Here is a 19853-nt window from a genome sequence, read left to right as displayed (position 1 = left end):
AAATCCCTCCCGGGAAGCCCCCTGCAGCGCCTATTCTTCATCCGCCGGCTATCTTCGCTGAGTTTTGCAACGGTCCCACAAGGGGAGAGATAGAAGCGCCGCGCCCTTTGCGTGCTCCGGCATCGCCCACCGCGCCCCCGTTGACACCGCGCACACCGCCACGCGACAAGTGCCGCTCCACCAAAGGGGACATCATGAAGAGACTGATCGCGGCGGCGGTGCTGGCTGTTTTGTCCGTTGGCGCAGCGGCGGCCGAGCCGCAGTTCGCCGACTATCCGGTCAAAACCTATCTCAAGGGCAAGCCGGTGCTGCCGAAATTCAAGGGCGACACCGCCGAGTATCGCACGCGCATCCGCAACGGCATGAAGGACGGGCCGAACTTTGCCGGCCATTTCAACCTGATCGAGATCGGCTGCGGCGGTTCCTGCATCTTCACCTACCTGATCGACGCCCGCAGCGGCAAGGTGGTGGATTTCGCGCTCGGCGGCGAGGAATATTACCAGCTGCAGCTGAAATATCGGCTGGACAGCACCTTGCTGCAGGCCGATTGGATGGACACCGGCGTCGGCAACTACGACACCTGCATCCGCCGCTTCTACGACATCAGTTCGGGCAAGCCGACGCAGGTCTCCGAAGAGAGCCGCAAGATTGAACAATCCGGCTTCTGCGGCGAGGGGTGAGGTGCGGCGCTCTATCTCCCCCCGTGCGGGGGAGAAAGCGATTTCAGCATCTTAGACGAGCACGCCCTTTAGGGCGGCGCAGGCTAAGTGCTAGAAATCGCAAGAGAGGGGATATTCAGCTGAGACGGTGCGTTTGAACACGACCTTCTCTTCGCCAAAAGGGCGTGTGAAAGCCGATCACGAATGTTGTGCCGGCATATCCCCTCTCTTGGATTTTCTACGACTTAGCTGTGCCGCCCTGCGGGCGTGCTCGCTAAGATCGTGAAATCGCTTTCCGGCCCTCGGCTATGGCCTCGGGCGTTCGAGCCTTTTGAAAGGTCCACTGGACCTTTCAATTCGCCTGCGGCGAACCATGCTCTCACCCCCCGCAAAGGGGGGAGAAGAGACCTCACCCCGCCGGAATCTCGATCTCGAACGTCGCCCCGCGCTCCGTCTCGATGAGCCGGATGCCGCCCTCATGCGCCTTGAGCAGCGCTGCCACGATGGCGAGGCCCATGCCGGTGCCGCCGCTGTCGCGCCGGGTGGTGAAGAAGGGCGAAAAGATGCGGCCGCGATTGTCGTGCGAGATGCCGGCGCCGTCGTCGCTGGCGAGGATCCGCACCACGCCATCGGCCAGGCGCGCGCTGAGCGTAAAACGACTGGCGCCGTGGCGGGCGGAATTGTCGGCGAGGTTGGTGAACAGGATCGCGGCGTTTTCGCCCGACATGCGGAAGCGCAGCTCCGCGCCCGCCTCGATCGCCACCACGACACGGCTTCCGGCGGCCGTGGACGGAACGCTGCCCTCCGGCTGCAATGGCCCCAACACCTCGGCCAGCGACGTCGTCTCCACCGCCACCACCGCGCTCTCGGCCCGCGCCAGCTCGATCAGCCGCCGCACCAGCTGGTTCAGGCGCTCGGTGTCGGCGACGATGTTGTTCTGGAAGCGGGCGCGGGTCTCCGCATCCATCTCCTCGCCGGCATCGCGCAGCAGTTCGGCAGCACCCTGGATCGCCGTCAGCGGCGACTTCAGCTCGTGCGAGACATGGGTGGCGAAGGTGCGGATGGTGTCGGAGCGCGCCTGCAGCTTGCGCGCCATGTCGAGGAAGGCCTCCGACAGCGCCGCCATCTCGCGCGTGCCGTGATGCGAAAGCGGGCGGATCGCCTCGGCTTCGCCGGCGGCAATGCGCTGGGTGCGCTCCATCAGTTCATACATCGGCCGCGTGATGGCGCGCACGAACACGAAGCCGATCAGCGCCGTCACCCCGGCCACCACCGCGGCTGCAATCAGCGCGCTGTGCGGCAGGGCCTCCAGCAGCTGGTAGGCGGCAAGCCCGGCCAGCGGCAGCACCATCACGGTGAGCAGGATTGCCAGCACCACCAGGCTGATCGGCGGGCGCCACTTCATGCCGCGCGCGCCCTCTCCGTCTCGGCCATATCAGCGGCAAAGCCGCCGTGGTCGATCCACCTCTCCCCCATTTCATGGGGGCGAGGAACCCAAGCTGGAGGAACGCCGGCATTGCAACTGTGATTCCTCTCCCCCGTCGAACGGCTCGGAGATTCACACAAATTCTTCGCGGTGTATAAGCCCGTAAACAGCGGCAGTCTGTGCCGCCCCTCACTGTCCTGCCGGACATCTCTCCCCGTGAACGGGGAGAGAGCCGCATCCCGCCGACGATTTCGCCAAACGCGGACGTTGCGGAACGGGCGCTTTCGCTGCGGCCGACCTCCTTCTCCCCGTTTACGGGGAGAAGTGCCCGGCAGGGCGATGAGGGGCAGCGCCACACTCGCCCTACCGTTGGTTCCGGGAGCATTCATGCCATCATCCAAGTGGTAGAGCCGAACAGAATGCTCTTGAGGCAAACCGCGAGCTTCCCGTACGGAAACGTCCGTAAAAACCGAACACGCTCCATTGAGCCATCACCCACCGCACCGCCCGAGCCGGAAGCCGACGCCGTGCACGGTCTCGACGACATCGCTGCCGCCGGCCGCCGCGAATTTGGCGCGGATGTTGCGGATGTGGCTGTCGATGGTGCGGTCCGAGACATGGATGTTGGGCGCATGGCTGCCGCCGAGCAGCTGGCTGCGCGTCAACACATGCGCCGGGCGCGCCGTCAGGCTTTCCAGCATGGCGAATTCGATCGCCGTCAGCCGCACCGCGCGGTCGCCGAACCAGGCCAGCCGCTGCGCGCTGCTGAGCTTCAGGCGGCCGTGGCTGAACGGCTCGGTTACCGGCGCCGCACCTTTGGTCGCCCCGAACCGCCGCAGCACCGCATGCACGCGCGCCACCAGCTCGCGCGGGCTGAACGGCTTCGTCACATAGTCGTCGCCGCCCATCTCCAGCCCGAGGATGCGGTCGATTTCTTCGTCACGCGCCGACAGGAACAGGATCGGCACGTTGGAGCTGTGCCGCAGCTGCCGGCACACTTCCAGCCCGTCCATTTCCGGCATGCCGACATCGAGCACGATGAGATCGGCGCCCGTCTCGGCGAAACGCCGCAGCACCGCCGCGCCATCGGCAACCGCATCGCTGGAGAGCCCGGCCTTTTCGAGCGCGAAGCAGATCACCTCGCGGATATGCGGATCGTCGTCGGCGACGAGGATATGGCTCGGCATGGTGTGGCCTTATACTAAAGGTCCTGGATGTTGACACATCCAGGACGCCTCAATCGCCGGCGTGCCCCCTCCGGGCCACTTGGCTTTCGCGCCAACGGGCGCGGCGCGCGGTCGCGCGCTCCAACGGTCATTCAGTATGACCGTCGGCACTACGGCGCTGGCGCCGGCGTCACGGCCGGCAATGGATGACTAGCCAGATACCGCCCCAGGCGCCAGTCGCGAAAGCTCCAGGCGCGCCAGTTCTGCTGGCGGGTCAGGAAATCCCGGGTCTCGATGTCGCGCTCCATCCGCATCCTCGCCGCCGTCTCGGCCGCCGGCGCCTTTTCCAGGAAGAGATCCATCGCCGGCAACGCCGCCGGGCCGAGCGAGCGCAGGTACCACGTGTCCAGCGCATAGCCTTGCCCGGTCAGCTCCAGGCTGTGCCGGACATTGTAGTCGGCGATGATTGTGGCGAAGTTGACGAAGGCCGCGCCATAAAGCACCGAAAACAGCGTGGCGAGATTGGCGCCGAGCAGCCATGCATTGCTGCGGGCCAGCGCAATGCGCGTCATGATCAGCACCAGGCCGGCGCCGACCAGGCCCATCCAGATGAAGGCGGCGACGCGCCAATAGGTCAGCGAATAGATGCCGACATAAAGGTCGAGCCGCAGGATCGACGACACCACCAGCACGACGTTTTGCGCGATCCAGACATAGACCAGCGCCCGCGCCTGCCGGTTGGCCGACAGCGCGCTGCCCGGTCGCAAGGTGACCAGCACGAAACCCGCCGCCAGCAACGCGGTGACGATCAGCGGATAGGCGCCGCGATGCGCATATTCGGCATAACTCATGCCTTCCGGCAGTGCGACGCCGGCCCACAGATAGGACGCATCCAGCACCGTCTGCACCGCAAACAGCGCGTTGAACACGACAAGCGCGCGCAGCACGGCGCCGTCGCTGAAGATGACATGCCGCAGCCCCTGCCGTTGCGGCTGCGGCGCCGCAATCCGCGCGCCGGACTCTTCGGCCTTGGCCCGCCGCAACCATCTGACCAGCCGCGGCAAACGGGGCCTGAGCAGCGCCCACACGAACAGCGCGACCACCAGCCAGAACACGATGCGGCCGAAACTCAACAGCTCGAACAGCGCCCACAGATCGAGCATCGCCAGCCAGCGGTCGATGATCGGGTTGGCCGCGCCGAACAGCGCCAGGAACACCGCACCCAGCCCCACCGCCAGCGTCCACACCGCGAGCGTGCCCGGCCGCGCCACGCGGCGCCGCCGCGTGCCGACCTTGCGCGCCCGCATCACATCGCGCGGCAATCGGTAAGGCATGCCGAACAAAAGCAGCGCCACCTGGCCCGTCATCGCCGCCAGCCCCGCCTGCAGCCGGCCCGACAGCGACAGCGTGAAGGCGGTGAGCCCGAACAGCGCGATAACCATCGACAGCGGGCTGATCGCCTCGACCATCGGCAAAAGTGCGGCCAGCACCAGCGCGATGCGCAGCACCGCACCTTTGCCCACCGGCTGGACGACCAAAAGCGCCACCACGATCAGGCCGCAGAACAGCGGCAGCGCGATGCCGTCGGGCTGAAGGAACAACAGGAAATCGGCAGCACCGACGAGGAGCAGGGCGGCGAGGGCTTTGGCGGAGAGGGAGGCGTGGAAGGAGGTCATGCGCGATCGTCCTCGGGGAGGGGCAGAACTTGAGGAGAGGAGCTGGTGCGCGTTTCGCCCGGCAGTGGGAAGGGCAGGATCACGGCTTCGGGGGGAAGCCCAATCGGTCGCCGCCGGAACGGCAGCACCTCGGCCTCACGGCTGCGCCTGTAAGGCAGCGCCTCACGCTGTGGCGGCCGGCCCGGCGGCTCCACCAGCCACCAACCGTCAGTCCGCAGTGTTCCAGGCAGCGTCTTTTGCATGCGCCAGTTGTGGCGGCATGCTAGGCGGTCAGCGTGGCAGAGATCAGGAGATGTTCAGGAGATTGGTGCAGATTTTGTGCAGGGCGAGGCAGCAACGACTTACCGAGCTGGCATTATAAATTTCCCAACGATTGTTCTATACGTGGTGTGCACGGTCCTGGAATCGCTGACTTGAAATGCCGGAATACTGGTGGGTAAATCACAAACAAACCTTCCGTCAGGAGATTGACGGGCAATATCTCTGGTCTCCCAAGAGGCAGAGCAACGGCGCACGCAGTGAGTTCTACAACAACATGCGTCGCGCGAACCCGGGCGATCTGGTTTTCTCCTTCGCCAATCAGGCTATCAGCTACGTTGGGCGCGTCACCCAACTCGCCTTTACCGCGCCCAAACCTCCGGAATTCGGCGACACCGGCGCTTATTGGAGCAATGAGGGCTGGTATTTGCCCGTCTATTGGGTGCCGCTAGTCCCAGCCGTGCGGCCAAAAGATCTCATCGAAAAGTTAGGCCCATTGCTACCGGCACGCTACTCGCCGATCAGTCCGATCACTGGAGGAGGGCACCAAAGTGTCTATCTCGCGTCGATCCCGAAAGCCGTCTTCGAGACCATAGTTGCGAACACAACATTCGATGCTCCAGCGCTTGAGTTTGGCGGTCGCAACAGTCTCACCTTTGAAGCGGTTGGCGAATTTCTCGATGAAATTGCCGAGCGTCGCATCAAAGCTGATCTCCAACTGGGCGACACAGTCAGAAAAAGCGTCATTCAAGCGCGCCGTGGTCAGGGGCAGTTCCGTGCCAATGTCGAAGCTATAGAACGCGAGTGCCGCCTGACAGGGATTACAAACCCATCGCTATTGATTGCCAGTCACATCAAGCCGTGGCGGCTTTGTAGCTCTGCTGAGGAGCGGCTTGACGGCATGAACGGCCTCCTGCTCACGCCCGACGCTGACCTGCTCTTCGATCGCGGCTTCATCAGCTTCCAAGACGATGGCGACGTGCTTGTGTCTCCGCGCATGGATCGTGGCGATCTATATCGCCTCGGCTTCGAACAACTTGCCCGGGAGAGATTTGGCCTCGCTGAAGCGCCGGCAGTTTGGCGAACTGCACCGTTCGCAGCGCGACGGCATAGCTACCTCGATTACCATCGCTCGAATGTTTTCATCGAGTGATTGGCTGGTACTGGCGCACTGCGAAGTGGTTCAGCTCATTGCGGTCCGAGTTCCCCAGTTTGTGGACAGTTAGGAGCGGCAGTCTTCAATCTCGCGTGGTCTTGACCCTTCAAGCTGAGACCGTAGTCGCCCTTCCGACAGAGCACTCCCTGATACCGTCGGCACCACCGTCCGCAACTCCCGCCCCATCGCGCTAATCAGCAGCACGATGTTTCCATCCCCCACGCTTTCCACTGTGCCGGCCTGCCCGGTCAGCGCGCCTTCGTGCAGCTTCAGCCTGTCGCCCGGCCTCACCGTCGCCCGGTCGACGCGCAGGGCGTCGAACTGGCCGGCGTCCTGGGCGAGGCGGATGGCCTGCACGTCGGCGTCGCGGATGGCGATCGGGGCGCCGGCGCCGGCATAGGTCTGGTTGCGCAGCACGCGCGTCACATGCTGGCAGTCGAGCACGCGTGACCAGTGGTCGGAGGCCAGCACCAAAAGATAGCCCGGCCACAGCGGGTAGTGCTGGCGGATCCATTTGCGGTAGCGGCGGTGGTGGAATTCCTTGCGCAGCGAAGGCAGGTACACCGTCTGGCCGAGTGCTGCGATCTCGGCGCAGGCCTGCCGTTCCGAATGCGGATGGCAGCTGACGATGTACCAGCCGCTGTCATGGCTGCCGCGGTTGTCATTGTGGGGTGCGCTCATTTCGCGGCTCCCTGGGGTTGGCCGTGTTCCGGGCTCTGTTCTTGGCTCTGTTCTGCGCCTTGATCCGGGCCCGGCCGGCGGCCGCCGCGCTTCTTCAGCGCGTGCAGGATGGAGGTGTGGTCGCGGTTGAAGATTCTGCCGATCTGCGGCAGCGACATATCCGGCCGGTGGTCGGCCACCGCCTTGATGGCGTCGAAGCGGGCCTGCACCAGCTTCTTCTCCAGCCGCGGCCCGGTGATTTCGGCCAGCGTGTAGCCGTGCAGGGCGCCGACGCGGTTGATGATCTCGCGTGCCGGCATTTTGGCTTCGAGCACGTCTATGGTGCGATAGGCGGCGACGGTCGGGTCCTGGCGAGCGGGCAACGGTCTCGGCTTGCGCGGCTCGGGCTCGACACCTTTCGGCCTGGCGTTGCGCATGGTGTTTTCGTAGCGGGCAATGAACATGGCTCAAGCGCTCCTGCGCCGGGCCATTTCCCGGCGCTTGATGAAGTTCTGGATGGCGGGGGATTGGCCTGCCCCGAGCGGACGCGAGGACTCTAAAACCAGCGGAGGCGAGGACTCCAAAACCAGCGGCGGCTGGGCAGGCTCGTTTTGCGGTCCTGTCCGAAACGTCCGCGACGGTTCGGATTTTAAGACTCTTGTCTTGATTCTTTTATCTGTATCAGTCGGCAGTCTTTGTTTGATTTCGTTGATAATATTGCGTTTTTCGGCGAGTTTCTGGCGGTTCTCCGCCGATTTCCCGTCGAGTCTTTCCCGGTTTTCGATTTCTTCGGAGACCGCCTTGGAGGTGATGACATCACCTTCGAGGGTAAGCTTTCCGCGCCGGGTCAGCGTTTCGAAAGCCTTCCGAAAACTGGTCGGGCGCATGCCGCAGCGGCGCGCCAGCAGGTCGAGATCGGCACGGATCAGGATGCCGTCATGGTCGTAGAGTTCGCACAGCAGCGTGATGTAGGCGGCGATCTCATTGGGCGTCAGCCCGAACGTGCCGTCGCGCCAGCGCTCGATGTAAAGCCGGAACCAGCGTTTCTTGCTCATCGCCGGCGCTCCGCAGCCGCTGCGTCCTGCGCGCGGTAATCGTGCGCTGCCTGCTGCAGCACGGCAAATTCCTGCTGTTTCTGCGTGACTTCATGGTCAGGGCGTTTGCGGCGGCCGTGGCCGAAATCGGTCAGCCAGCCTAAGCATGACCCCGAAAAGTTGCATACTTTTCGGACCAAGGTCATGCGACCAAACAAAGAAGTTTTGCCATGCGCCATGCGCTCCAGCGCATCGGCCATGTCGCCGGCCGGGATGCGTTGTTGCTTGGGCGCGCCGATGCGCTCGTTCATGGCGCGCGCACCAGGCGGATCGAGCGGGCGCGGCGGGGCGCGTGGGTGAGGAAGCCGCGGCCTTCCAGTCTCGCTATCAGGCGGTGGATGCCGCCCTTGCTGGTCAGCCCCAGCCCATGTTTCATTTCCTCGAAGGTCGGCGCGATGCCATATCGCTTTATGTAAGCATTGACGAACATAAGCAGCTCGCGTTGCCGCGCCGTCATGCCGCCGGCCGCAGCGTTGGCGGAAACCTTTTCGTTGTTGCACTCCGTTGCGAACTGTCGCGCCACCTCGCGGGCAAGCCGTGGCTCGGCCTTGATCAAGGCGCGGGCCTTGAGAGCGATGCTCATGACACCACCCAGGCGAAGCAGACAAAGATGAAGGCGGTGAGCAGTGCCACGGCAGTGCCGAGCGCAACCGCGATTATGCGGTGCCGCCTCGGGTCGGGGCCGCGAAGATCGTCTGCGAAGTCATACTTCATGGTGCGGGTCTCCTTGCCGGCAGGCGGCCGTTCAGGCGGAAGAAGGTGCCGACGCCCGGGCGGCGGGAGGGGGGCCTGCCCAGGCGTCGGCCTCCGCGACAGCGCCGCGGATGGGGAAAACAGGGCATCGGCGCTGCCGTTGCGATTCCTCGCCCCCGCAACGCGGGGGTGAGAACCCGGTTCGCCGATGGCGAATTGGAAGGTCCGGTGGACCTTCCAAAGGGATCGAACGCCAGAGGCCATAGCCGAGGGCCGATGGTGGCTCCCCGGAACGGGGAGACGGAGAGGGGCACCACGCGTGATAACCCGCTCAGACATTCGCGAACGTCGCTCCCCTCTGCGTCTCGGGAGCGACGGCTTCGCCGTCTGCCTCGACACCTCTCCCCACTGCGTGGGGCGAGGAACCCAGGCTGGAGATGCGTTGCACGCTCAATGGTAGGTCGGCTGGCCTCTCTTCTTCCGTCGCCGGAGAGCACTGTTCATGATTCTGATTATCACGCTATGTGAATTAATTGCAAGCCCGTATGCGTTAATTCTTTTCACGGCGTGAATATGGCAGAAATGGCCATGGCTGATGGCGGGCGTTCCAACCAAGACATAGCGATGCGGCTGGCGGCGCTGCTTGCAGCGCTCAAGCGCAACCAGACGTCCTTTGCCCAGCTGATCGGCATCAGCCAGCCGGCGCTCAACAATTATCTGAAGGGGCTGCGGCGCCCGGATCTCGACGTGGCGATCGCCATCCAGGGCAAGACCGGCGTCACTCTGGATTGGCTGTATCTTGGCGACCGGTCTGGATTACCCGCAAAGATGTTGGAGATTCTGCCCGACCTTTCCGATCGCCCGAAAAAGGCAGGATCGGCGCAGAGCGAGTGACGGCTTCCCAATCCTCGCCCAGGCAGAAGATGATCTGGCGCACATAACGCAGCACCAGCAGCGCCTCGCGCTTGTCTTCGGGCAGCTGCGTGTAGAGTTGGCACGCCACCCGTTTCAGATGGCCGTCGGCATCCAGTTTCGCATCCATTCCACCCACCGCCTGCGCTCCTGTTGGAGTGCGTATTAGGAACCAATTCCTCTGCCTTTTGTCAAGAACGAAACATGAACTTATACTTGCCGCTGTGGGTAATGAGCTTGCCTGCGACAGGCAGGGAAAGATGATGGCGGCGCAGATTGCGCGGAGGGCAAAGATGAATCGCTGGAAAATCATGGCCGCGGCGCTGGTCGCCGCGGGTGGTCTTGCGGGCGGCCCGGGCGGGCGTCGTCCACAGCGGCGTAATGATGTTCACACAGTGTGAATTCATGGATTGAAAACTTCACTATATGTGATAATCATATCCATGCCCGATGGAGGGGATGGATATGCCGCACGATGCCGCCGTGGTGTTTTGCAAAACCGGCGAAGACCGCTGGCTGGTCACCATCGACGGCGCGCAGCAGCGCACCATCACCCGCGACGGTTCCGCCTTCATCGCCTGGATCGGCTGCCGTGACCGCCACTGGTCGTTCCAGCGCGCGCTCGACGCCTGCGCCGACCATGCCCGTTTCCACCACGACGCCTGCGCCATCGCCAAGGAGCGGAACGAAGCTGCCCGCGAAGCCCTTGCCGCCAGCTCCGCCGCCCAGCGCGACCACATGATCGACAGTCTCGAAGCCGAGCGCGACCTGCTCGACTACGCCGACGCCCACATGGACGTGCCGGCCCGCAAGGCCGCGATCGACAGCCAGATCGCGGCGATACGGGCGGCTTGAGGCGAGGGCAGCTGCTGTGCGGCCAGGCAAAGCCACCATACGTCAAAGGAGATCCGACATTGAGCAACCATCACGGAAAGAAGAGTTTTGCGGCGCCGGCGGAAGAACCTGCTGCAATGTCTGCGGATCTCCCGCCCATCGTGGCCAACACGATGCTGGTGGACAATCCTCAGGGCACGGCTCGTGAGAACAAAACGTTCCCCCAAGTCCGCTCTCTTCTGGCCGTTCCGGCCATCGATCAACTGCCGTGGGTGGATGGCGCATCCTATGGCATCACGGGCAATGCAGGTGACAATCACACTGCCGCACTGCAGCATATCGTCGATAACGTTCTTCCCGCAGAAGGCGGTGTCATTCGCTGGCGTGGATACGCCAACTTCGATAGTCAGCTGAATCTCTATGGTCGGCGAAACATCATCTTCAAAGGTGAGGGAGGTGATGGTGCAGGGGCGCTGCAGCGGACGGTCCTGCGATTTACGGGCGGGCCTATTGGTTTCGACCAACCTGCCATCAAGGCATGGAAAACGATGGGGATCGGGTTCGAGAACCTGCAGCTGCTGACGTCCAATCCTTTGTTTGACGGTGTCTTGCTGGACTTCAACGCCGCAACGCCGCAGCCCGGCGACGACAGCGCCCTGATGCATTTGCGGGACATGTATGTGGGCGTCGTTGGAACGGCGTTCGCTAAAGGCGTCGATCTCTATGGCGCGACTTCCGGCAATTTCCACAACGTGCAATTCGCCGGCAGAGGAAAGCTTGTCGCTCTGCAGGATGTCGCGGGTGTCGGTTTTTGCAACACGCACCAATTCCTGGGATGTCACTTCAAACCCTCTGGTTCGGAGTACCCCGTCGTCGGATCTGGCGAAGCGATCACGTTCATCGGCGGCAACGCGCAGGCATCGTCCAGCGATGGCATCGGACGCTTCTGGATCACAAGTCAAAATCAGCCGTTCAAGAGCATCAACATCATAGGAATGTCCTTCTATGACGTGATCACCCATGGCGGCATCTGGAACTACTTCTTTCGCGGGCGCGGTCTGCAACTCAATGGGCTGGTTGCTGGCGGGGTCGCATCTGGCGCCAATTATTTCGCAAGCATCGGCGGAGGACCGAACGGCAGCGCGAATGGCCCCGGCAATGGCTTTGGGGTTACCGGATTTAACGTGATCGGTGGCAACTACGAGTACTTCACGGCTGTCTTCTCTTACGCAGGGTTGCCCTCCACATGGAACCACGTTCGCGATGGCGTTGTCTTGGGGGCCTCGGCGGTGGGCGGCATGGCGGGCGGTGGCCACACAGTGCTGGAAAGCAATGCTGGCGCCACGCGCAACATCATCCGTCTCGCGCCTTACATTCTCAACGGAACGGTCAGCGAGACGCCGTTGGTCGACGCGCGCGACCTCCCTGCATTCGCCAACAGAACATCAGCCATCGCCGCTGGTCTGACGACTGGCCAGCTGTATGTCGAGAGCACAAGCGGTGAGCGGCATCTCTGTAGCGTCTAGCGCAAATCAGCCGCAGCATAAGGCACCTTGGCTGCGAGGGCACTGACCGCAGCCAAGGGGGCGAGTTGCGTCGCCAACCTCATCCCTCCGCCAGCCGCCGCTCCAGCGCCTCGACCTGCTTATCGGAAAACACCTCGATGCCGTGGTCGCGCAGCAGGGTGGCGGTGACGCCGGCGCCGGCGTGTTTGCGGCCGTCGAAACTGCCGTCATAGATGAAGCCGCTGCCGCAGGACGGGCTGCCGTCGATCAAAAGGGCAAAGCGGCAGTCGTGCTGGCGCGCCAGGTCGAGGGCGGCCTGCGCGCCGGCGACGAACTGCGCGGTGACGTCACCGCCCGATGCCTCGACCACCTGCGCGGTGCCGGCAAGCACGGCGCGGCCGTCCTGTCCCGCCGCGATCTCGGCAGGCGGGCGCGGCACGCTGAAGCCGGCCGTCAGTTCGGGACAGATCGAAACGACCCGCCCCTCCTGCCGCCATCGCTCCAGCGCCGGATGGTCGAGCGGCTTGGCCGAACCGTTGTAGCGCACCGGCCGGCCAAGCAGGCAGGCACTGACCAGGATCTTTTCCATCATCGTTGAAACCGGGCCTTAGCCACTCTCTTCTGCGTTCCCCATGCTGCGCTACCGCTCGTCATCCAGCGGTCTGCGTACATGGAGTACGAGCTTTTTCGCACAGGCGCCGAACGTCGTGAAGTTCAGTCTTGCCTGTCGCAGGGAAAGTTCGCCGTTCGGACCGCCGCGGACGATCTCCAGATCGCTCTCGTCCTGGCCGTCGTCCTCCCAGTAGCAGACGGGACAGATTTCGAACGCACCGCGTTCACCCAGTGTGCGGAAACTGCAGCAGGGGCATCGAGCGCCGGTCATGCCTCGCCCGTGTCGCCGCCGAACTGCTGCACAACCTCGATGTTGCCGACGATCGCGGCGTTGAAGGCATCGAGTTCCTCGGCGGGCACCCAGTATTCGCTGTGCGCGCGTCCGCCCGCTTCCTGAACCGGGTAGCGGTCGAGGACATCGCGGCGCACCGCGAACCGCGTGACATAGCCGACGCCGCTGCGCGGCACATTCCAGTCGCGCGCGATCTTCATCGCATAGTCTTGCGTGGTGACGGGATAAAAGATCGGCTGGTCGGGCAGCCGGGGCGGGAAGGCCTTCATCCCGGCCTTGTGGATGAGATCGAGCTCTTCCGGTCCTACTGGTCTCCACAGCGTGACAAGCTCGACGGTCATTGATGTTCTCCCGCAGTCCGGCTAGGGCCCCCGCGCTTTTACCCGGTTCTCGAACAGCTTTGAAGGCGGCGGCCAATTCGCGGGCCGGCTGGCAGAACCTGGCAGCAGGAGGCGCGCCTCGCTCCGCCGCCGCTTGCGAAGCCTGCTGATGTCATGATCCCGACCGTCATATGGACTCAGGAGAAAGCGATACCCCGCCATGCCCGCAAAGTCGGCGTAACAGCGCGGCCCGCGATGCCGGCACTTGCACCTGACGCGCCACGCGGGTGGCGTGCCGGTGAGCAGCTCCGGCCACCGGCGCTTGTCGGCTTTGGTGAAGCGGCTTAGATCGATGTGTCTGGGGGCAGGGCGGCGCCATGAAAACCGTGATGAAGACGGCAATTGCCGGGCTGTTGCTGCTGGTCCCGTCCGTGGCCGGCGCGGTCGAATGCCGCTCGGTCGACGGCCGCTGGGGCGAGCGGCGGGTTTCCGCGGTGCGCCAGATCACGGTGGTCGGACAGACAATCATCGTCACCGGCACATTCGAGGGCAAGGTGTCGGCACAGCGGACGCTTGCCTGCGTGCCGAGCGAAAACGGCGTCTATTGCGAGGCACGCTATGGGCCGCTCATCGTCAGCATCATGAGCGAGGGCGCCCGCCTGTTCGAAACGGTGGTGGACCTCAGCATCGCCAAGGAACAGGTGAGACTTACCTATCAATGCGATGGCGCGATCAGGATGTGAGCACCGCCAGCTTCGGAGAACAGGCTTGACCCACGCAATCTCGCTGTAAACTCCGACTGCCGACTGCCGACTGCCGACTGCCTATTTCCCCAGGAACCCGTCCAGCGCCGTCGCCATCTTTTGCGGAAACTCCCAGAACATGTTGTGGCCGGCCCCGGCGAAGGCTTCGAATTTAGCGGCCGGGTAGGCCTTTTTCAGCGCGTCCTGGTGCTTGGCGTCGAACAGCGGGTCCTGGTCGCCCCACAGGATCAGCATCGGCGCCTTGATCGTTGGTGCGAGGCTGGTGAAGTCATAGGCCGATAGGCCCCACAGAACGCCGCGCCACACCTGGATCGGCACCGCGGCACTCTCGGCGCGCTCGCGCTCGATATAGCCGGTGTCGACCGGATTGGGGTTCCAGTACCAGTCGATCATGAACTTGCCGTTCGGGTCGATCGGCGGCTGCAGCGGCATGATGTTGTCCCACAGCCAGGAGCCCGGGCCGCCACCGGGTTTCAACGACGATGACACCAGCACCAGGTGGTCGACCTTTTCGGGATGGCTGGCGGCCAGCATCTGCGCCGTCATCGAACCCAGCGAATGGCCGATCACGTCGGCCTTGGCCACGCCGACCGCGTCGAGGAACAAGGCGGCATCGTTGGCGAGGTCGGTGATGGCATAACAGCAGTCCGGCGCGCCCGACTTGCCGTGGCCGCGCAGGTCGATGGCAAAGACATGCCGCCCCTTCAGATAGGGCGCCAGCAGCGACCAGCTGCGGCTGTTGTCGGTGTAGCCATGGATCAACAGCAGCGGCTTGCCCGCGGTGTCGCCCATCTCGACATAGGCGATCGCCTGGCCGTTGGACAGCGTCACGCTTTTCTTGGCGGCTGCCCATTCGGCCTGGCCGGGAACCGCGATCTCGGCGGCGTTTGCTACGATCGGCAGCGGCTGCGCCAGCAGCGCCAAAGCCATGGCCAGGCCGCGAATGCGCTTCATGATATCTTCCTCCATTTTTCCGGGAAGGATGCTGGCAATCGCTTGCGCATCCTGTGCCGCCGGCGACATAGCCGGTCGCATCGGGGGCGCAAAGCAGAAGCTTCCGCTGCAACCGTCCGGCGCCCCACGCCGCAGGAAACCTCACGTGCAGTCCTTGCACACTCTGCTTTGCCGGCCTGCTGACCTGCTGCCCACCATCCTCAGCCCAACTTTTTCGGAACCATCGCCATTTTCAGCGGTTCCCATCCCATGACAACATTCAATCAGGAGGCAGCCATGGGTCAAACACGCAATGAGCGTTACACGCGCATCCGGGCCCGGGCTGCCGAGATATGGCTGCAGGAGGGTTGCCCCGGCGACCAGCAGGAGCGCCACTGGTTGCTGGCCCTGCGCGAGATCGACCGCGAGGACGATTCCCGCAAGGAGACCGGAACGGGCAGGGCGGCCAAGCCCACCCGCATCGCGCGACCGCCGGCGGCGCCCATCATCAGGCTGCAGCCCAAGGCGCGTGCCGCGCCGCTGCGCTCCAGCCGCATCTGACCAGTTCCGTTTTTCGCCGGACTGTCTGCGAGCGGTTCAGACTGGCCGTCCAAGCAAGGAGGACCTGACAATGGGTCGTGGCATTTTGTTGTGGCTGCTCGGCATTCCGATCCCGATCATCATCCTGATCCTGCTGTTCTGGCGCTGACGATGATCGGTTAGCGCGGCCCTGGCGGCCGCAATCGAGAGCGCAGCCGGTAAGGCTGCATTTTATCAACCGGGCGATCCCCGCCCTATGGAGACAAAACCATGGACTGGAACCGCATCGAAGGAAACCGGAAGCAGGTCAAGGGCAAGGTCAAGGAACAGTGGGGCAAGCTCACCGACGACGACATCGACCAGATCGACGGCAAGCGCGATCAGCTCGAAGGCAAGCTCCAGGAGCGTTACGGCATCGCCAAGGATCGCGCCAAGAGCGACGTCGACAGCTGGTTCAGCCGTCTGCCCTGAACCGGAGCCGCGTCATGACGCGGCGGACAGCATAGGTGGAGGAGGCAGGGACCCCGGCTTCGGCCGGGGTCTCTTTTTGCAATCGTCGCTCCGTCGAGGGCCGGTCAGGCGTCCCGAGGCGCGCACTTGTCCTCTCCAGGTGAAGCGGCGTAGACCTTCATCGATCTTTGCGGGAGGGCAAGGTGAACGGCGTCGCTGCATGGCTCGACAAGCTGCTTTCCCAGCAAAACGGGGAAGATCCCACGGTCATGGTTCTTTCAGCATTCTTCGCGATTGGCGGGATAATTGCTACTTTCATCGTCGGCTACGTGAAGACCGACAACGACAAGGCCGCAATCGAGACAACTGCGGAGTACAGGTGCCTTGCCGCGGCACGCCGCAAACCTGCGCACATACATTGGGACAGCGTTCGCAATCCCCGGTTTCCAAAACTCGGCCCGTCGATCGGCATAGGCACGCTGAAGCAGAAGCCGGGCATGAACTGCATCCCGGATGGCGACGCGGTATCCTTTGTCGTGCTTCCGGAGCAGGCAGTGGGCAGCCAGCTTTCGATTTTGCGCATTCCCGGACCGGCGGCAAAATACGTCTACCGCGACGATGGCAACTGGGTCGACTTCACGGACGTCACCGGCATGCATCGCTGGCACAATGACGGCTCCGGCTATCGGAAGGTCGCACCCTGATCGGGTTTCGGCTCGCCGGGAAGCCGGGTGTTGCGTGGCGGCAAACTGCCCCGGAAGTGGTGGGCACATAAAAGCCGGCATCATCGTTCAGGAACCATTCAGCGTCCCGGCTGTTCAGTGATTCAGGGACGCTTTTCTTGGAGGATATGAAATGGAACGACGGCAGTTTCTGATGTCGGCTCTCGGTCTTGCCGGAGCGGCGGTGGCGGTTTCGGCCCTGCGGCCAACCCAGGCGCTGGCCGGTGTCGCAGCACCCGGTCCCGGCATTCTTGACGAGCTCGACGCGGCTCAGCCCGCCGTGCTCGACGGCGAAGGCGGCGCCACGGTCGAACAGGTCGACCATCGCGGCTGGCATCGCCGCGGCTGGGACGACCGCCCGCGCTGGCGCGATCGCGGCTGGCGCCGCCATGGCTGGCGTGACGGCCCGCGCGGCCATGGCCCGCGCTGGCGCCGCGTCTGCCGCCGAGTCTGGCGTCGCGGCGAATGGCGCGTCCGCTGCTGGCGCGAACGCGTCTGGCGCGGCGGCTGGTAAGGGCAGGACTTCATCCTTCCGTGCCGGGCTTGTGAGGCCGGTCGGACCGCCGAGGAATAGCTCCGGCAAGGGCTGTGGCCCCTGTCGGCATGTTCCCGCGACGAAGCGGTTTTCCAACGGCTTCGATCAACCCGCCCCGATCCAAGCAGTGTTTCCGGAGACACCCTCCTAAAGTCCACTGTGGCCGCCGGAGCCGGCAATTGTCCGACTCAGTGTTTGCTGGCAAACTTCCCATTGCTGACGAGGGGTAAGTCAGTGGGCTGAGGCCCGATTTTGCTTCGGCATGCTCCCAGGTCGGGCCTCGCCCTACCCCCTCGGACATCGGCCTGTGGCCGGCCTGGCCAACAGGGCTTCAGCCTGCGTGGCGAGCCCGGGAGCCTGGATTTCTTTGCGATAACTCAACGCTTGGTGCTGAGCACGCGGGCGGGTGCGCGCCATCTCCCCCCTTGCGGGGGAGAAAGGATTTTCACGATCTTAGCGAGCACGCCCTTCAGGGCGGCGCAGTCTAAGTCGTAGAAAATCCAAGAGAGGGGATATTCAGCCGAGGATTGCGCAAGTGTCGCCTCGTCGCGAGAAGATATCCGTCTTCGCCAGCCAGGCAGCCGCCAAAGAGCCTGTCAGCGTTACGGCTGGAAATCCCCTCTCTTGCGATTTCTAGCACTTAGCCTGCGCCGCCCTGCGGGCGTGCTCGTCTAAGATGCTGAAATCGCTTTCTCCCCCGCGAGGGGGGAGATAGAAGCGCCGGCGCTATCTCGAGCTGCAGCGTTCCCGCATAAGTAAGATCCCGCTAACCATAATCCCCTTCACCGCTGCCGATCTACGGCATCTGCCGTATGTCGCCACCGCCTCCGCTGCGGCAAGGTCCGGGCCGCAACAGACCAGACAGGAGGATGACATGAAGTTGATGATCGTGGCGGCCGCTGCCGCCTTGATGCTGACGGGCGCGGCTTCCGCAGGCGTTCCGGCCGCCAAGCCGGCGGTCGCCAAGGGCATTACCCAAGCAACGCCCGTCCACGTCAAGCCGGGATCGAGCCGTGGCGGCGGCGGCCCCGGGGTTTCCATCTGCTCCCCGTTAGGCTGCAGGACCTTGGGCAGCGGTTGGGGCAGGTGATCGCCTTGCGGCCGGCGCAACCGCGCCGGCCGCAAAAGTGCATCACGATTCTCCACCGGGAATTGCGAAAGACAAAGGAGCGCTTCCACGAGAACGGAAACGCTCTGATGCCCTACCGGCTGAGCCCGGCCGGATTATCGGCGCCGATCGCATAGGTGCCGTCGCCGCGCACCACCTTGCCGTTCTCGAAGCGCAGCACCTCGCTGACGCTGGCGCCCTTCTGGTTGCGGTACTGGATGACCAGCGTGTCGATGCCGCCGAAGATGCGCTCGACGGTGAAGTGCAGGTCCGGGATGCGCTGCAGGCCGATCTCCCAATAGGCGCGCAGCGCCGGCTTGCCGACCAGCCTGCCGCCGGTCTCGGGCAGAAGCCCGGCCGCGATCGGCGAGGTGAAGACGACGTCCTCGGCGAAATGCGACAGGATGCGGTCGAGATCGTGCGCATTCCAGTCGGCGCACCAGCGCTCGGCAAAGGCATTCCAATCCACGGGCGCGGTCATGGCCATCTCCATCGCTTGGCGCGGGAGTATCGCCGGCAACGCGATGCGTTCAACGGCCTCCGCCGCCGCGCCTTTGGGCCAGGCGGCGAGCGAAGGCGGAACGCCCTTTCCTCGGGCGAGGAAACAGGCTGCACGCCATGCCGGGTTCAGGCACCGAGGTCGTCGCGCAGCATGTCGGCGATGATCAGGTCGAGGCTCTCGGCCTTCACACCGAGCTTTAGTTCGGTGTCGGCGGCATCGACCAGCAGCGGTTTTTCGAACAGATAGCTCATCTCCAGGAACTCGTGCAGCGCGGGCACTGCGAGCTCGGCGCGGGAATAGACGCCGATCTGGGGCAGCGGCTTGCCGAGCATCGCCGCGGTCCGGCGCATCAATTCGCGCGGCGAGGCGTGCTGCGAAGGAACGTGGAAGGCGCGGCCCCATTCGCCGTCATAGGCGGCCGCCGCCACCAGCGTCCTGGCGACATCCTTGGTGAAGGCCCAGGCGTGCTCGGCGTCGAGGTCGCCGAGGAAGGTGATCGGTCGCGATTCCAGCAATCCCGGCAGCGCCAGGATCGGGAAATAGGCGGCGACCGCGCCGTGCCCGAGATAGTCGCTGGCGCGCACCTCGATCGCCGGCACGCTGGCGCGTTGCGCGCGCTGCCACATGATGGTGCGGGCCGTGCCCTTGCGTGTGGTCGGGTCGAGCGGCTGGTCGAACCGCAGCGGGCCGCTGGCGTTTTCGCCGTAGCCATAGAGATTGCCGAGCACCAGCAGCCTGGCGCCGACGGCTTCGGCCGCGCTGGTGACGCCGTCCATGATCGGGAAGAACTCCGTCGGCCAGCGATGATACGGCGCCATGGCGCACATGAAGATCGCATCGGCGCCCTTGGCGAGGCGGGCAAGGGCCGCCGCGTCGGTGGCATCGGCTTGCGCCGTGCGCACGCCCTCCATGTCGACCGCGCCGATGCCGCGGCTGGTCAGCACCACATCATGTCCGTCCCGCCCCAGCAGGCGCGCCGTTTCAAGCCCCACCGGCCCGGCGCCGACAACCACATAGCTGCTCATCTCTGTTCCTT

At 64.2% G+C, this 19853-nt stretch carries 27 protein-coding genes; 11 read left to right on the top strand and 16 right to left on the bottom strand.

Features of this window, described 5'->3' with window-relative positions; all coding sequences use genetic code 11:
• The first annotated feature begins 194 nt into the window (after positions 1-194).
• On the top strand, positions 195-680 hold the full coding sequence (locus AC3WTO_RS25375; RefSeq protein WP_492463480.1) for a hypothetical protein: 486 nt from the start codon (positions 195-197) through the stop codon (positions 678-680).
• 388 nt (positions 681-1068) lie between these two features.
• Here AC3WTO_RS25375 and AC3WTO_RS25370 read toward each other — a convergent pair whose 3' ends face one another.
• From AC3WTO_RS25370 to AC3WTO_RS25360, 3 genes are all read right to left on the bottom strand, one after another.
• Entirely contained in the window at positions 1069-2064 is a 996-nt protein-coding gene (locus AC3WTO_RS25370; protein WP_492463481.1) for a sensor histidine kinase, read from the bottom strand.
• A gap of 512 nt (positions 2065-2576) precedes the next feature.
• Entirely contained in the window at positions 2577-3272 is a 696-nt protein-coding gene (locus tag AC3WTO_RS25365; RefSeq protein ID WP_492463482.1) for a response regulator transcription factor, read from the bottom strand.
• A gap of 149 nt (positions 3273-3421) precedes the next feature.
• A complete protein-coding gene (locus tag AC3WTO_RS25360; RefSeq protein ID WP_492463484.1) occupies positions 3422-4927 on the bottom strand; it encodes a DUF4153 domain-containing protein in 1506 nt (501 codons plus the stop codon).
• 418 nt (positions 4928-5345) lie between these two features.
• Between AC3WTO_RS25360 and AC3WTO_RS25355 the strand changes: the two genes are divergently transcribed.
• Positions 5346-6338, top strand: a complete 993-nt coding sequence (locus AC3WTO_RS25355; protein ID WP_492463485.1) for an HNH endonuclease — start codon at positions 5346-5348, stop codon at positions 6336-6338.
• Between the two features lie 69 nt (positions 6339-6407).
• Here the strand turns inward: AC3WTO_RS25355 and nusG are convergent, their stop codons facing one another.
• Genes nusG through AC3WTO_RS25325 form a run of 6 tightly spaced genes read right to left on the bottom strand, consistent with a single transcriptional unit; the run spans position 6408 to position 8809 of the window.
• Positions 6408-7022 carry a transcription termination/antitermination protein NusG gene (gene nusG / locus AC3WTO_RS25350; RefSeq protein ID WP_492463486.1) on the bottom strand — a complete coding sequence of 205 codons (615 nt, stop codon included), beginning with the start codon at positions 7020-7022 and terminating at the stop codon, positions 6408-6410.
• Positions 7019-7465 (bottom strand): helix-turn-helix domain-containing protein, encoded by a 447-nt coding sequence (locus tag AC3WTO_RS25345; RefSeq protein WP_492463487.1) that lies wholly within the window; start codon positions 7463-7465, stop codon positions 7019-7021. The genes nusG and AC3WTO_RS25345 overlap by 4 nt, the downstream gene beginning before the upstream one ends.
• A gap of 3 nt (positions 7466-7468) precedes the next feature.
• Positions 7469-8056 (bottom strand): DUF1376 domain-containing protein, encoded by a 588-nt coding sequence (locus AC3WTO_RS25340; protein WP_492463488.1) that lies wholly within the window; start codon positions 8054-8056, stop codon positions 7469-7471.
• The gene (locus tag AC3WTO_RS25335) at positions 8053-8346 is read right to left on the bottom strand and encodes a hypothetical protein (RefSeq protein ID WP_492463489.1); all 294 of its coding nucleotides are present in this window, start codon (positions 8344-8346) and stop codon (positions 8053-8055) included. Before AC3WTO_RS25335 ends, AC3WTO_RS25340 begins: the two co-directional genes overlap by 4 nt.
• Positions 8343-8678 carry a LexA family protein gene (locus AC3WTO_RS25330; RefSeq protein WP_492463490.1) on the bottom strand — a complete coding sequence of 112 codons (336 nt, stop codon included), beginning with the start codon at positions 8676-8678 and terminating at the stop codon, positions 8343-8345. Before AC3WTO_RS25330 ends, AC3WTO_RS25335 begins: the two co-directional genes overlap by 4 nt.
• Positions 8675-8809 (bottom strand): hypothetical protein, encoded by a 135-nt coding sequence (locus tag AC3WTO_RS25325; RefSeq protein WP_492463491.1) that lies wholly within the window; start codon positions 8807-8809, stop codon positions 8675-8677. The genes AC3WTO_RS25330 and AC3WTO_RS25325 overlap by 4 nt, the downstream gene beginning before the upstream one ends.
• Positions 8810-9370: 561 nt before the next feature.
• Here AC3WTO_RS25325 and AC3WTO_RS25320 point away from each other — a divergent pair.
• Positions 9371-9682, top strand: a complete 312-nt coding sequence (locus AC3WTO_RS25320; RefSeq protein WP_492463492.1) for a helix-turn-helix domain-containing protein — start codon at positions 9371-9373, stop codon at positions 9680-9682.
• Between the two features lie 209 nt (positions 9683-9891).
• Here the strand turns inward: AC3WTO_RS25320 and AC3WTO_RS25315 are convergent, their stop codons facing one another.
• Complete coding sequence (locus AC3WTO_RS25315) at positions 9892-10092, bottom strand: hypothetical protein (protein ID WP_492463493.1); 201 nt, start codon at positions 10090-10092, stop codon at positions 9892-9894.
• A 73-nt stretch (positions 10093-10165) separates the two neighbouring features.
• Here AC3WTO_RS25315 and AC3WTO_RS25310 point away from each other — a divergent pair, with 73 nt between their 5' ends.
• Both AC3WTO_RS25310 and AC3WTO_RS25305 read left to right on the top strand, forming a co-directional pair.
• Positions 10166-10555, top strand: a complete 390-nt coding sequence (locus AC3WTO_RS25310; RefSeq protein ID WP_492463494.1) for a hypothetical protein — start codon at positions 10166-10168, stop codon at positions 10553-10555.
• 59 nt (positions 10556-10614) lie between these two features.
• Positions 10615-12060, top strand: coding sequence for a hypothetical protein (locus AC3WTO_RS25305; RefSeq protein WP_492463495.1), 1446 nt, complete (start codon positions 10615-10617; stop codon positions 12058-12060).
• Positions 12061-12139: 79 nt separating this feature from the next.
• On the opposite strand, the gene AC3WTO_RS25300 is transcribed toward AC3WTO_RS25305, so the two are convergent.
• The 3 genes from AC3WTO_RS25300 to AC3WTO_RS25290 are packed head-to-tail and all read right to left on the bottom strand — an operon-like array spanning position 12140 to position 13284.
• A complete protein-coding gene (locus AC3WTO_RS25300; RefSeq protein WP_492463496.1) occupies positions 12140-12631 on the bottom strand; it encodes a 2-thiouracil desulfurase family protein in 492 nt (163 codons plus the stop codon).
• A 48-nt stretch (positions 12632-12679) separates the two neighbouring features.
• Positions 12680-12922: a CPCC family cysteine-rich protein gene (locus tag AC3WTO_RS25295; protein WP_492463497.1), complete on the bottom strand. Its 243-nt coding sequence runs from the start codon at positions 12920-12922 to the stop codon at positions 12680-12682.
• A complete protein-coding gene (locus AC3WTO_RS25290; RefSeq protein ID WP_492463498.1) occupies positions 12919-13284 on the bottom strand; it encodes an ADP-ribosylation/crystallin J1 in 366 nt (121 codons plus the stop codon). Before AC3WTO_RS25290 ends, AC3WTO_RS25295 begins: the two co-directional genes overlap by 4 nt.
• A 356-nt stretch (positions 13285-13640) precedes the next feature.
• On the opposite strand from AC3WTO_RS25290, the gene AC3WTO_RS25285 reads away from it, so the two are divergent.
• Positions 13641-14006 (top strand): hypothetical protein, encoded by a 366-nt coding sequence (locus tag AC3WTO_RS25285; RefSeq protein ID WP_492463499.1) that lies wholly within the window; start codon positions 13641-13643, stop codon positions 14004-14006.
• Positions 14007-14087: 81 nt separating this feature from the next.
• Here the strand turns inward: AC3WTO_RS25285 and AC3WTO_RS25280 are convergent, their stop codons facing one another.
• Positions 14088-14981, bottom strand: a complete 894-nt coding sequence (locus AC3WTO_RS25280) for an alpha/beta fold hydrolase (protein ID WP_492463500.1) — start codon at positions 14979-14981, stop codon at positions 14088-14090.
• Positions 14982-15257: 276 nt separating this feature from the next.
• On the opposite strand from AC3WTO_RS25280, the gene AC3WTO_RS25275 reads away from it, so the two are divergent.
• From AC3WTO_RS25275 to AC3WTO_RS25255, 5 genes are all read left to right on the top strand, one after another.
• Positions 15258-15521, top strand: coding sequence for a DUF2934 domain-containing protein (locus AC3WTO_RS25275; RefSeq protein ID WP_492463501.1), 264 nt, complete (start codon positions 15258-15260; stop codon positions 15519-15521).
• Positions 15522-15770: 249 nt separating this feature from the next.
• A complete protein-coding gene (locus AC3WTO_RS25270) occupies positions 15771-15971 on the top strand; it encodes a CsbD family protein (protein WP_492463502.1) in 201 nt (66 codons plus the stop codon).
• Between the two features lie 182 nt (positions 15972-16153).
• Entirely contained in the window at positions 16154-16654 is a 501-nt protein-coding gene (locus AC3WTO_RS25265) for a hypothetical protein (protein WP_492463503.1), read from the top strand.
• 151 nt (positions 16655-16805) lie between these two features.
• A complete protein-coding gene (locus AC3WTO_RS25260) occupies positions 16806-17186 on the top strand; it encodes a protamine-2 (modular protein) (RefSeq protein ID WP_492463505.1) in 381 nt (126 codons plus the stop codon).
• A gap of 895 nt (positions 17187-18081) precedes the next feature.
• Positions 18082-18297, top strand: a complete 216-nt coding sequence (locus tag AC3WTO_RS25255; RefSeq protein WP_492463506.1) for a hypothetical protein — start codon at positions 18082-18084, stop codon at positions 18295-18297.
• A 112-nt stretch (positions 18298-18409) separates the two neighbouring features.
• On the opposite strand, the gene AC3WTO_RS25250 is transcribed toward AC3WTO_RS25255, so the two are convergent.
• Positions 18410-18796: a nuclear transport factor 2 family protein gene (locus tag AC3WTO_RS25250; RefSeq protein ID WP_492463507.1), complete on the bottom strand. Its 387-nt coding sequence runs from the start codon at positions 18794-18796 to the stop codon at positions 18410-18412.
• A gap of 146 nt (positions 18797-18942) precedes the next feature.
• A complete protein-coding gene (locus AC3WTO_RS25245) occupies positions 18943-19842 on the bottom strand; it encodes an NAD-dependent epimerase/dehydratase family protein (RefSeq protein ID WP_492463508.1) in 900 nt (299 codons plus the stop codon).
• Between the last annotated feature and the right edge of the window lie 11 nt (positions 19843-19853).

The sequence above is a fragment of the Mesorhizobium sp. EU05-FHT14A09 genome (assembly GCF_058790995.1).
This window is presented reverse-complemented; position numbering and strand designations above follow the sequence as displayed.